Below are 13,412 nucleotides of genomic sequence, written 5' to 3' on the forward strand. Positions count from 1 at the left end.
GGCCAAAAGCTGTGAAAATCCTTCGATGACCGAAAAATCTTGTTGTACCGACCAAAAGATTGTCAAGGAAGGACAAGACGACCTAAAAACTTCATTCAATCAACTGACATTCGAGCAACAAACTTTTGTTGCCACATTTTTCTACACCTATATCAATCTCTTTGAAGGACTTGATGAAAACATCGTTCCCTTCAAAGATTACTCGCCCCCCTTTATTGAACGGGACGTACAGACCCTATACGAGACGTATTTAATTTGATTTTTAGACAGTAAGCTATAAGCCCTGTTCCGTACGTGCGGGATTGAGGGCTCGTTTTGTTGTATTCTTTTTTAGAGGACGGCAAGACAACCTCTTTGTATAACTGTCTAATTATCATATATATGCTGAACAAAGGCATAAAATTCCTTATAGAAAATAAGCTCGTTGCGGTACTGATGCTCGCCCTATTTGTTGGGTGGGGTGTCGTAAACGCACCCTTTAATTGGGATACAGGTATTTTGCCCACCGACCCGGTGGCCGTGGATGCCATACCCGATATCGGCGAGAACCAACAGATAGTTTTTACCAAATGGCAAGGCCGTTCGCCACAGGATATCGAGGACCAAATTACCTACCCGCTTACTACTTCCTTATTGGGTATCCCGGGTGTTAAGACCATTCGTAGTTCCTCGATGTTCGGGTTTTCGAGTATCTATATCATTTTTGAAGAGGATATCGAATTCTACTGGTCGCGTAGCCGCATCCTTGAAAAGCTAAATTCTCTTCCAAGTGGTCTATTGCCCGATGGTGTGAATCCCGCCTTGGGTCCGGATGCTACGGGATTGGGTCAGATTTTCTGGTACACCCTCGAAGGTCGTGATAAAGATGGAAATGTAACGGGCGGATGGGATTTGCAGGAACTTCGAAGCATACAGGACTATTACGTAAAATATGCACTCTCTTCTGCAAGCGGCGTATCGGAAGTGGCATCCATAGGCGGTTATGTTCAGGAATATCAGGTAGATGTTGACCCCGAAAAGATGCGGCAGTACAATATCGGTCTGGCCGATATCGTGAAGGCAGTCAAGGAAAGCAATCAGGATATTGGTGCGCAGACCTTGGAAATGAACAAGGCCGAATACCTGGTTCGCGGTCTGGGTTATGTAAAATCCATTTCCGATATCGAAAATGCCGTAGTCGATTCCGAAAATTTCACCTCCATCAGAATTAAGGATGTGGGCAATGTCCATTTAGGTCCGGCTACCAGACGTGGGATATTGGACAAAGAAGGTGCCGAAGTTGTAGGCGGTGTGGTTGTCGCTCGCTACGGTGCCAACCCTTTGGAAGTCATCAACAACGTCAAAGACCAAATCAACGAATTAAGTGCGGGACTTCCTTCAAAAGAACTGGCAGACGGTAAAACCTCACAAGTAACCATCGTTCCCTTTTACGACCGTACCGAACTCATTCAGGAAACCTTGGGTACGCTCAACGAAGCCCTGACCTTGGAAATCCTGATTACGATTCTAGTCATCATCATAATGGTGTTCAATCTAAGAGCATCAATTCTGATTTCTGGACTGCTACCTGTGGCGGTTCTGATGGTATTTATAACGATGAAGCTCTTTGATGTGGATGCGAACATCGTGGCGCTTTCGGGTATTGCGATTGCCATCGGTACAATGGTCGATGTGGGTGTTATCCTTGCCGAAAATATGATCCGCCATCTGGAAGATGAAGGCTTGCGGGTAAACGAGAACGGTCAACCCTTTACGACGAATGAAATCGTCTATAATGCCACCGCCGAAGTTTCGGGTGCAATCGTTACGGCGGTAATGACGACGATTATAAGTTTTCTTCCCGTGTTTACGATGGTAGGTGCCGAGGGAAAATTATTCCGACCATTAGCCTTTACCAAAACAATGGCACTAGCTGCAGCACTTGTCATTGCGCTGTTTCTTATTCCACCTTTTGCAGCAACCTTTTTTAGAAAAACCGAAATGCGGGAGCGACTCAAATATGTTATCAATGGAATTTTGATTCTATTGGGATTCACTTCCGTAGTCTTCGGATATTGGATAGGATTGGTACTTGTCGCTTTTGGTGCAGTAGCCTTTCTATCAATGCGTGTTACGCTTTCGCGGAAGCAAAAAAATCTTATAAATACGGCTATCGCCACCATTGCCGTAGTGCTTCTATTGGCGGAATACTGGCGACCCCTCGGGTTTGACCGTAGCCTGACAATGAACCTAATTTTTGTGGCGGTAAGCTGTTTTGGTGTTCTGGGCATCTTTTCGCTGCTTAGGAAATACTACGATAGTATCTTGAAATGGGCATTGCAAAACAGGTTGTTGTTTCTTGTGATTCCTACTACGCTGCTTGTTCTCGGTTTCTTCATTATGCGCAACACGGGCAAGGAATTTATGCCAGCGCTCAACGAGGGCTCGTTCCTGCTGATGCCTACGTCGCTTCCACACGCTGGGGTTGAAGAAAACAAACGGGTCTTGCAGCAACTGGATATGGCCGTGGCCACCATCCCTGAAATTGAGACTGTGGTCGGAAAGGCAGGAAGAACAGAATCCGCACTCGATCCTGCACCGCTCTCGATGTACGAAAACGTGATTCAGTACAAGTCCGAGTATATGCGCAACGCTTCAGGGGAACGGCAACGCTATCGGGTAAATGATGACGGACTCTTTGTTTTGAAGAATGAAAGGTTCCATATCAATCGGAACAATGAAGTTGAAAACGATGCCAATTATGAAGCATCCCAATTGCAAACTACCATTACAAGAAACGAATTGATTCCTGATGACGATGGCGAGTACTACCGTAACTGGCGACCTGAAATCCAAAGCCCGGATGATATCTGGAACGAAATCGTTCGTGTCACAAAGTTCCCGGGTGTCACATCCGCACCCAAACTACAGCCCATTGAAACCCGTTTGGTGATGCTACAGACGGGAATGCGTGCGCCGATGGGCATCAAGGTCAAGGGGCAGGACTTACGTGAGATCGAGGTGTTCGGACTTAAGCTCGAAGAAATTTTGAAACAGGCCGAAGGGGTCAAGGAACAGGCCGTATTTGCAGACCGTATCGTGGGCAAGCCCTATCTATTGGTCGATATTAAAAGGGAACAACTGGCACGTTACGGTGTTTCGATTATGGACGTGCAGGAAATCCTGCAAGTGGCCGTTGGCGGAATGCCCCTGACCCAGACGGTGGAAGGCCGAGAGCGGTATGCGGTTCGGGTACGCTATCCCCGTGAGCTACGTGATAACCCGACCGACTTAAAGAACATCTATGTTCCCGTAGAAAAAGGCAGTCCTGTTCCATTAGGCGAATTGGTTGATATTCGATATGAGCAAGGCCCACAGGTTATCAAAAGCGAGGATACGTTTTTGGTAGGTTATGTCCTGTTCGATAAACGCGACGGCTTTGCCGAAGTCGATGTGGTGGAAAACGCCCAGGCAATGATTCAGGACAAAATAGACAACGGTGAACTGACCGTTCCCAAGGGCATCAGTTACAAGTTTACCGGAACTTACGAAAACCAGTTACGTGCCGAGAAAACCTTGTCCGTCGTGGTACCCTTGTGCCTGATAATCATATTCCTCATTCTGTACTTTCAGTTTAAGTCCGTATCCACCTCATTGATGGTGTTTACGGGTATCGCCATAGCCTTCGCAGGTGGCTTTGTGATGATTTGGCTATACGGACAGGATTGGTTTCTCAATTTCAGTTTGTTCGGCGAGAACCTTCGCGAACTGTTCAACATCAAGACCATTAACCTGAGCGTCGCGGTCTGGGTAGGGTTCATCGCGCTTTTTGGCATCGCTACGGATGACGGTGTGGTGATGGCGACCTATCTCGACCAGTCCTTTGATAAGGAAAGGCCGAATGACAAACCGGGTATTCGTCAAGCCACTCGTGAAGCGGCAGGAAAGCGTATCCGTCCCTGTTTGATGACAACCGTAACCACAGTTTTGGCATTATTGCCAGTGCTGACATCCACAGGAAAGGGAAGTGATATTATGATTCCAATGGCCATCCCCATTGTGGGCGGGATGCTCATTGATGTAACCTCGTATTTCCTGTTGCCAGTCCTTTATAGCTGGCGGGAAGAATATAAACTTAAACGCACGAGCAAATGAAAAATATAAAAATCATAATTGGATTGTTGCTTGTTTCCGCTGAAGTTTATGCTGAGCGAACACGAAGTGCGAAAGCCCTCCTGAACGCATTGCTAATATTGAGCATTGGACTGATTTCAATCGGCGGGCAGGCGCAACAATTACAATCCTACATTCAAGAAGCCGAAAGAAACAATCCTGAGATTCAAGCCTACGAGCTGCGGTACAATATTGCCGAGGAAAAGATCAATGAGGTCAATACACTACCCAATACTACAGTAAGTGCGGGCTATTTTGTGAGCGAACCCGAAACAAGAACGGGTGCGCAACGGGCAAGGTTCTCTATTTCGCAGATGTTGCCGTGGTTCGGCACTATAACCGCTCGGGAAAACTACGCGGGTTCGATGGCGGAAACCGAGTTTGTCGAAATTGCCATCGCCAAACGCAAACTGGCACTCTCGGTCGCCCAATCCTATTACCAACTGTATTCCATCAGGGCAAAGCAGGATGTGCTCGATGAGAACATCAAGTTGCTACAAACTTACGAAAGGCTGGCACTGACCTCGGTTGAAGTTGGGAAAGCCTCTGCGGTGGATGTGTTGCGATTACAGATTCGACAGAACGAACTGCAACAGCAAAAAGAAGTTTTGCAGGAAGACTATTTGGCAGAACAGGCGAGCTTCAACAATCTCTTGAATCGTAAAGAAAGTATTGCCGTGGAAGTCGTCCCAGAAATGACCATTCCGACGGAAGACCCGATTTATAGCGAAGAAGGCTTGGCACTCAATCCCGAACTGCTCAAATACGACAGGCTTTACGAATCCATCGAGCAATCGGAATTGCTCAACCAAAAGGAAAGTGCACCGAACATCGGTTTTGGATTAGACTATGTACCTGTTTCCGAGCGGCCAGATATGACCTTCAGTGATAATGGTAAGGATATCGTGATGCCAATGGTATCGCTCTCCATCCCCATTTTCAACAACCGTTATTCCTCGATTTCCAAACAGAACGAACTGAAACAACTGGAAATCGAATCCCAGAAAAACGACCGATTGAACACGTTGGAAACCGCTTTCGCGAAGGCAACATCGCAACACAATCAAGCACGAATAAAGTTCAGTACGCAGCAAAAAAATCTTAAGCAGGCAAAGGATGCCGAGGAAATCCTGATAAAGAACTATGAAACAAGCACCATCGATTTTAACGATGTGCTGGACATTCAGGAACTGCAGTTAAAATTTCAAGTGAACCAAATCGAATCAGTGCAATTGTATTACGTGCAATCGGCAATTATCAACTATTTAATCAATTGATTATGGTCAAGGATTTCTATATAAAAAATATGGTTTGTGACCGATGCATCAAGGTGTTGAAGGATGAATTGAATGCACATAACATTGACTTGCTCCAGGTAGAGTTAGGCCGTTTGCGTTTGGATGTTGAAGACCATGATGTAGATAAACTCGAAACTTTATTGAAAGAAAACGGTTTTGCACTCATCACTTCGACCGAGGATAAATTGACGGAGAAAGTAAAAATTGAATTGATAAAGTTACTGAATATGATGCCACTTGAGATTTACGGTAAGCTATCAGATTTTCTTGCGGATAAATTACAAAGCGACTATTCGAAAATCAGCAAGGTGTTTTCCATTACAGAGGGCATCACTATTGAAAAATATTTTATCAAACTGAAGATAGAAAAGGTCAAGGAACTTATCCAGACACCGGAATACAATTTTACGGAAATAAGCCAGATGCTCGATTACAGCAACGTCAATCATTTAAGCAAACAATTTAAAAGCGAGACTGGAATGAGCCTGAGCGACTACAAGGATGGCCGGACAAATTTTAGAAATCCTTTGGACAAAATTGTATAGATATGAACCAGAATTATGATACAACATACTGAATGCCAGTAATATTTTTGTTGAACAATAACAATGAGAAAACTATGAAATTACTAAGTATTATCACATTGCTCCTGTTTTCTTCTACGGTATTCGCCCAAGTGGGAACCAACGGGCAGGATAGAAAGGAAGAGGGGAGACCCGTTAAGGAATATAGCCTTGTTTTGGAAAATAATAAAATAACACTTGGAGGAGTAACGGCAAACGGGATGACCATCAACGGCAGTATTCCCGGCCCTACATTGGAATTTACCGAAGGCGACCTCGCCATCATAAACGTGACCAATAAAATGGATGTGGAAACCTCTGTGCATTGGCACGGATTGATACTGCCTAACTTTTATGATGGCGTGCCATATCTGACCACACCCCCAATAGAACCGGGAACCACTTTCCAATACAGAATCCCGATCAACCAGTCGGGTACCTACTGGTACCATTCCCATACGATGCTCCAAGAACAAAAGGGTGTTTATGGCTCCATTATGATTCAGCCCAAGGAAAAAACATTGGAATATGATAAGGATTTGGTCGTGGTACTCTCTGACTGGACCAACGAAAAACCAATGAACGTACTGCGAAACCTTAAGCGCGGGAATGAGTGGTATCAAGTCAAAAAAGGTACGGCGGTTCCTTTGGGGAGGGTCATCAAAGAGGGAGCTTTTGGTGCTCAACTCAAGTTTTGGAGAGACCGTATGGAAGGTGCTGATATAGCCGATATCTATTATCCGGCATTTCTGACCAATGGGAAAACTTTGGCGGAATATCCAGAATTCGAGGCGGGCGAAAAAGTGCGGCTTCGTTTTATCAACGCATCCGCCTCTACCTATTATTGGATGGATTTCGGAGGCGGAAATCCTATGGTGGTCTCCGGCGACGGTATTGATGTGGAACCTGTATTCAAAAGTCGTTTTCTTTTTGGCATTGCAGAGACCTATGATGTTATCGTTACCGTTCCCGAGGGTACTTTGGAGGTTACGGCCACGGCACAGGATGGCTCTGGAAGTACTTCGTTGCGCTTGGGCCAAGGAACCCTGTATCCGGCAAAAAGAATCGACAGGCCCGATAAGGTGGCAATGATGAAACAGATGGCCAAAATGGATATGAAAATGGGCGCACCTGCAATGGCCGGTAACAAAAAGAAGAACACGCCGGAATATCTGATGCAAAAGTACGGAATGAAGATGGATATGAAAGACGGCAAGATGATTATGGGAATGCACGATACGATGTCAATGAATAATGGCCAAATGGATAAAATGAAAATGGATGACCAAAAACCTATGGATATGAATGAAAATCATATGCAAATGGAGATGGACAAAAAGATGGACGGTATGGAGGGAATGAACCCGCCTGCCGAACGGGCAGGAAAGGATTCAATGCCTATGAACCAAAAGAACGCATCCAATAAAATAAAGGGTCATATGGGTCACAATATGTCTATGATGAAGAAAGACACTTCATCTTTTGATTATGATACCCGAAAAACCTACTTCAACTATGATTTCTTAAAGGCAACCGAAAATACGACCTACAATGCTGATTTGCCCGTGAACGATATTCTATTGAACCTGACCGGGAATATGCAACGGTATGTATGGAGTATGAACGGTGTGCCGCTTTCAGAAACGGATAAAATTAAAATCAAAGGAGGTGAAGTAACCCGCATTACGCTCAACAACCTTACAATGATGCACCACCCGATGCACCTACACGGGCATTATTTTAGGGTAATCAACGAAAATGGCGAACGTTCCCCATTAAAGCATACCGTCAATGTGCCACCGATGCAGAAAGTGGTCATCGAGTTTTACAACGAGGAGTATGGCGATTGGTTCTTTCACTGCCATATCCTGTACCATATGATGGGCGGTATGGCACGCATTTTCAGTTATGATACCTCAAGGGATGAAAGGATGCAGGATTTTCCTGTTCAAAAATTGATTGACGAAACAGACCATTATTATTCGTGGGGGATGGCGCGCTTGGGCTCAAACTTCAATGAACTCTTTCTAATGTCAAGCAATATCCGCAACGAGTTCGGACTACGGGCCGAATTTGACTATGACAAAAACCTTGAAGCCGAAGTAAACTATAACAGATACCTTAATGATTGGGTGCGCCTATATGTAGGGGTAAATACCGAAACTTCCACACCCGATTCTTATGACACCTTCAATACAGTAGGTTTGGTAGGGGTTAAATACTTTACCCCATACCGCTTCAATGTAGATGTGAGTATGGACCACCAATTAAGGCCAAGAATTCGTCTGGACCGGGAATTCTTGATTTTTCCGAGAATTTTTCTGGAAGGGGAATACGAATACCGGGCCGACTTTGGTTGGGTGAACGATATTGGGGATTCATCTTATCAAGGCGAAACGCAGTGGCTGGTGGGAGCTTCCTATATCCTATCCCGAAATTTTTCAATACAAGCAAATTACAACAACCGATATGGCTGGGGTGGCGGCCTTTTAGCCCGATTTTAACAAGTAACAATTTAAAACAAACAAAATGAAGTCAGTAAAAAGAACAATGAGTACAATGGCACTTGCCGCTGTAATGATTGCAACAGTTTCCTGTAAAGATGGGAACAAAAAAGAAGCTACAACACCGGTGAGCACTGAAATGCATCAGGAAACTATGGATGATAAAACAGATATGACTATGGGCAATAGTCAAGATGCCAAGGCCGAAACGATATTGACGGCCTATTTCAACTTGAAGGATGCCTTGGTCAATGATGACAATTCCCAAGCAAAGGAACTGGGAAATACGTTGGCACAATCGCTCAAATCCTTTGATGCATCAAGTTATTCTGATGACGAGCAAAACGAATTGAACGACATCATTGAGGATGCCACCGAACACGCCGAACATATTGGCGAGAGCGATATCAAGCACCAACGAGAGCATTTCAAAACGCTCAGCAAGGATATGACCGATATGGTGGCCATTACGGGAACTTCAATGACCATTTATGAGCAGTACTGCCCAATGTACGATAACAATAAAGGCGGTGCTTGGCTTAGTATGAACGAAGAAATCAGAAATCCTTATTTCGGTGATAAAATGCTTACCTGTGGTAAGGTACAACGTGAAATAAACTAAGTGAAAATAGTAAAAATCATAGCGTGGGTAGCATTGGTTGCTTTGGTTGTCATACAATTTTTCCCTGTGGACTATAACCGGAGTGAAACGGTACCAGAAACTGATTTTATGCTCGTGAACAATGTACCTGTAACGGTAGAACAATCGTTGCAGGTTTCCTGCTATGATTGCCATAGTAATAATACCGAGTATCCTTGGTACAGCAAGATACAACCGTCTGCTTGGTACTTGGAACATCATATCAAAGAAGGAAAGTCCGAATTGAATTTCAACGAATGGGGCAACCTTTCCGACCGAAGAAAAACCAGCAAGTTGCGGTCTATCATAAATCAGATTGAGGATGGGGAAATGCCTTTGGATAGCTATACACTGATTCACAGAGATGCTTTTCTTTCTGAGGCGAACAAAACAGCAGTAATTGACTATATGGAAAAATTAAAAGATAGCTTGGAATAAAGTCCTGCTGCGGGAAGGGAAGTTTGATGGTTGGTTAGTGACCCTTCCCGTGACAGGCACAAAAAGTAAAGCGTATGAAAGATTTTTTAAAACAATGGGGCGAAGCGGCCTATACCACAACGGGATTTTTCTGGATGGCACTTTGGGCGTTTATCTTGGGTTATATCATCAGCAGTATGATACAGATTTTTGTGACCGAAAAGCGGATGCAAAAAACGATGGGCGAAAATGAAGGAAAAAGTGTGGCGCTGGGAACGTTTTTCGGCTTCATAAGTAGTTCGTGCAGTTTTGCGGCTTTGGCAAGTGCAAAATCCATCTTTAAGAAAGGGGCAAGTTTTGTTTCCTCGATTGCCTTCCTATTGGCATCGACAAACTTGGTCATCGAATTGGGGATTATCATTTCCATCTTTTTGGGCTGGCAATTCGTGGTCGGGGAATATGTGGGCGGTCTGTTACTGATATTAATTTGCTGGATTCTTATTCGGGTCATCAATCCCAAAAAACTTATTGAAAAAGCGAGAAAGAATCTGGAAGGGCAGGATGATGATGAGATGGATGATTCCAAAGATTGGAAGAAACAGATTCAAAACGAGGACAGCTGGGCCAGGGTCGCCAAAAAATATAAGATGGAATGGCAAATGGTCTGGAAGGATGTCACCGTTGGTTTTACCATCGCTGGAATCGTAGCGGCTTTCATACCCGATTCCTTTTTTCAGACGCTTTTTATTAACAGCGGCCAGGGCAAAACGGATTTCACCTTTCTCGAAATTCTCGAACATATCGTGGTCGGTCCCGTAGCGGCTTTTCTCACATTCATCGGCTCTATGGGCAATATCCCTCTGGCTGCCTTGCTTTTTGGTAAAGGGGTCAGCTTTGCAGGGGTTATGGCATTCATCTTTAGTGATTTGGTGGTCTTTCCCGTTCTGCGTATCAATGCAAAATATTATGGGTGGAGGATGTCATTTTTCATTCTGTTTCTGTTGTTTACGGCATTAATTGGCACTTCATTGGCCCTGCACTATGGTTTCGATTTATTGGGAATGCTGCCCGACCCATCACAGGTCAAGATTCAGGACAAGGAACACTTTAAGATTGACTATACCTTCTTTTTGAACATCGCATTTCTCGCTATATCGGCTTATTTGATATATCTCGGCTTTTACAAGAAAAAGGATGTAGAACATTCAATGAGTGAAATGGCACCCAAAAGCCCTTTGTTGGAAACTGTTTTGAAATATGCGGCCTTCATTTGCTATGTATGGCTTGCTGGTGGTTTAATAGTCAAATTTTTAATCAATTAAAATGAAACACACCTATCACATACACGGAATGACCTGTAACGGCTGCAGAACCCACGTCGAGAACACCCTTTCCAGAGTGAAGGGTGTGGCTAATGCATCTGTCGATTTGGAAAAAGCCGAAGCGACCATTGAAATGGAATCCCATATTCCCATCGAAACGTTTCAGAAAGCACTGAAAGAAGATGGTTCGTACAGTATTCACAAACCGGGCGAGCATCATCACGAAGATGATACCGCTTCTACGAAAAAGCAAAAGCCCAAGGGCAAGGGAACGGGAACGTTTTACTGCCCAATGCATTGCGAGGGCGATAAAACCTACGACCAGCCGGGCGATTGTCCAGTTTGCGGGATGGACTTGGTCGAGGAACAAAGCCTTTCCACCAGTTCCGGCGGTGAAAAATGGACCTGCCCAATGCATCCCGAAATCGTAAAGGACGAACCGGGAAGCTGTCCTATTTGTGGAATGGACTTGGTACCGATGGAACCCGACCTTTCTGCTGAGGAAAAGACCTATAAAAAACTGCTCAAAAAGTTTTGGATAGCTGTCGTCTTTACATTGCCAATCTTCCTGATAGCAATGTCGGAAATGCTGAGCAACAATCCATTGTACGACTTTTTGGAATTGAAGTATTGGAACTGGATTCAGTTCGGACTTTCTATTCCAGTAGTATTTTATGCCACTTGGATGTTCTTTGAACGTGCCTATCGAAGTATCAAAACATGGAACTTGAACATGTTCACGCTTATCGGTATAGGTGCAGGTGTAGCTTGGTTGTTCAGCGTATTTGGGATGCTCGTACCAGACTTTTTTCCGGACCAGTTCAAGACCGAAGCGGGCACCGTTCACGTTTATTTTGAAGCAGCTACGGTCATTTTGACCTTGGTCTTGCTCGGTCAGGTGCTGGAAGCTCGTGCTCATAGTAAGACCAATTCCGCAGTCAAGGAACTATTGAAACTGGCACCCAACAAGGCAATTAAATTGGTGGATGGTGAGGAACAGGAAGTTGCTATCGATGACATCGAATTAGGTGATATCCTTCGTGTCAAACCGGGTGACAAAATTGCCGTTGACGGTGTTATCACCGAGGGCGAAACATCCATAGATGAATCGATGATAACGGGCGAACCTATTCCTGTGAACAAATCCGTCGATGACAAAGTAAGCAGTGGAACAATAAACGGCAATCAGTCTTTTCTGATGAAAGCGGAAAAGGTTGGTTCTGACACCTTGCTGTCCCAGATTATCCAGATGGTCAACGATGCCAGTCGCAGTCGCGCCCCTATCCAGAAATTGGCAGATACGGTTTCTGGCTACTTTGTGCCGATAGTTGTCATCATTGCAGTCATAACTTTTGGGGTATGGGCGATATGGGGCCCTCAACCCTCCTATGTCTATGCACTGGTCAATGCCATTGCCGTATTGATTATTGCCTGTCCCTGCGCTTTAGGCTTGGCAACGCCAATGTCCGTGATGGTCGGTGTCGGTAAGGGTGCTCAAAATGGGGTACTCATTAAAAATGCTGAAGCCTTGGAAAAAATGGATAAGGTAGATACCCTCATCGTGGACAAAACGGGAACGATTACCGAGGGAAAACCCACGGTCGAGAAAGTAGGTTCTTTTGACGATAAACGCTTTCGCGAAAGCGAAGTACTTCAATATATTGTTTCGCTAAACAGTCAAAGTGAACATCCTTTGGCGGAAGCCACCGTAAAATATGGAAAAGAACAAAACGCGGAATTCCTAAAAGCTGAAGGGTTCAATGCCGTTACCGGAAAAGGTGTTGATGGGAAGGTCAACGGTAAAGATGTGGCTCTTGGCAATGCTAAAATGATGGAACAAGCGAATGCAAACCTTTCCGATGCGATGGAAAATGAAGCACAAACCTATCAAAAACAGGGAAAAACGGTTTCCTATCTCGCTATAGACGGTAAAACCGTGGGCTATGTGGTCATTGGCGATAAAATCAAGGTAACCAGTGCCAAGGCCATCAAGGAATTACAGGAAAAGGGAATTAACGTGATAATGCTTACGGGCGACAACCACGATACGGCACAGGCTGTGGCGAGCGAACTCAATCTTGCCGACTTTCAAGCAGGAATGCTACCTGAAAATAAACTGCAAGAAGTGGAAAAACTTCAGAAAAACGGAAAAGTGGTCGCAATGGCTGGTGATGGAATTAACGATGCCCCTGCCTTGGCCAAAAGCGATGTGGGTATCGCTATGGGAACTGGCACCGATGTGGCCATAGAAAGTGCGGCGATAACCTTGGTCAAGGGCGACCTGCACGGTATCGTCAAGGCAAGAAATCTAAGCGATATAGTGATGCGAAACATCAAGCAGAACCTGTTTTTTGCGATGATTTACAACACCTTGGGAATACCCATTGCTGCGGGGTTACTGTACCCATTCTTCGGGATTTTGCTATCACCGATGATAGCGGCCTTGGCGATGAGTTTCAGTTCGGTTTCGGTCATTGCCAATTCGCTAAGGCTCAAAGGTTCAAACATCGACTAAA

Annotated in this window: 9 protein-coding genes; all 9 read left to right on the plus strand. The window is 44.8% G+C overall.

The features are described from left to right. A partial coding sequence (locus BIZ36_RS16925) for an HYC_CC_PP family protein (protein WP_502709170.1) occupies positions 1-259 on the plus strand: 259 nt, incomplete at its 5' end. 122 nt (positions 260-381) lie between these two features. After that, positions 382-4,134, plus strand: coding sequence for an efflux RND transporter permease subunit (locus BIZ36_RS16930; RefSeq protein WP_187459088.1), 3,753 nt, complete (start codon positions 382-384; stop codon positions 4,132-4,134). Further along, on the plus strand, positions 4,131-5,429 hold the full coding sequence (locus tag BIZ36_RS16935; RefSeq protein WP_187459089.1) for a TolC family protein: 1,299 nt from the start codon (positions 4,131-4,133) through the stop codon (positions 5,427-5,429). Before BIZ36_RS16930 ends, BIZ36_RS16935 begins: the two co-directional genes overlap by 4 nt. Positions 5,430-5,431: 2 nt before the next feature. Continuing rightward, the gene (locus BIZ36_RS16940; protein WP_187459090.1) at positions 5,432-5,995 is read left to right on the plus strand and encodes a helix-turn-helix domain-containing protein; all 564 of its coding nucleotides are present in this window, start codon (positions 5,432-5,434) and stop codon (positions 5,993-5,995) included. Positions 5,996-6,069: 74 nt separating this feature from the next. Then, positions 6,070-8,517, plus strand: a complete 2,448-nt coding sequence (locus tag BIZ36_RS16945) for a multicopper oxidase domain-containing protein (RefSeq protein WP_187459091.1) — start codon at positions 6,070-6,072, stop codon at positions 8,515-8,517. Positions 8,518-8,542: 25 nt separating this feature from the next. Beyond that, positions 8,543-9,139, plus strand: coding sequence for a DUF3347 domain-containing protein (locus BIZ36_RS16950; protein WP_187459092.1), 597 nt, complete (start codon positions 8,543-8,545; stop codon positions 9,137-9,139). Continuing rightward, positions 9,140-9,595, plus strand: a complete 456-nt coding sequence (locus tag BIZ36_RS16955) for a heme-binding domain-containing protein (protein WP_187459093.1) — start codon at positions 9,140-9,142, stop codon at positions 9,593-9,595. A gap of 74 nt (positions 9,596-9,669) precedes the next feature. Next, on the plus strand, positions 9,670-10,896 hold the full coding sequence (locus BIZ36_RS16960; RefSeq protein WP_187459094.1) for a permease: 1,227 nt from the start codon (positions 9,670-9,672) through the stop codon (positions 10,894-10,896). Between the two features lies 1 nt (position 10,897). Continuing rightward, on the plus strand, positions 10,898-13,411 hold the full coding sequence (locus BIZ36_RS16965) for a heavy metal translocating P-type ATPase (RefSeq protein WP_187459095.1): 2,514 nt from the start codon (positions 10,898-10,900) through the stop codon (positions 13,409-13,411). The last annotated feature ends 1 nt before the right edge of the window (position 13,412 follow it).

Origin of the sequence: Cytophaga sp. FL35 (assembly GCF_014349235.1) — a bacterium.
Taxonomy (GTDB): Bacteria; Bacteroidota; Bacteroidia; order Flavobacteriales; family Flavobacteriaceae; genus Euzebyella.

Bases quoted from the DNA above. Each gene is read 5' to 3' on its own strand.
- BIZ36_RS16930 (WP_187459088.1), top strand. From the start codon at position 382: ATGCTGAACAAAGGCATAAAATTCCTTATAGAAAATAAGCTCGTTGCG.
- BIZ36_RS16935 (WP_187459089.1), top strand. From the start codon at position 4,131: ATGAAAAATATAAAAATCATAATTGGATTGTTGCTTGTTTCCGCTGAA.
- BIZ36_RS16940 (WP_187459090.1), top strand. From the start codon at position 5,432: ATGGTCAAGGATTTCTATATAAAAAATATGGTTTGTGACCGATGCATC.
- BIZ36_RS16945 (WP_187459091.1), top strand. From the start codon at position 6,070: ATGAAATTACTAAGTATTATCACATTGCTCCTGTTTTCTTCTACGGTA.
- BIZ36_RS16950 (WP_187459092.1), top strand. From the start codon at position 8,543: ATGAAGTCAGTAAAAAGAACAATGAGTACAATGGCACTTGCCGCTGTA.
- BIZ36_RS16960 (WP_187459094.1), top strand. From the start codon at position 9,670: ATGAAAGATTTTTTAAAACAATGGGGCGAAGCGGCCTATACCACAACG.
- BIZ36_RS16965 (WP_187459095.1), top strand. From the start codon at position 10,898: ATGAAACACACCTATCACATACACGGAATGACCTGTAACGGCTGCAGA.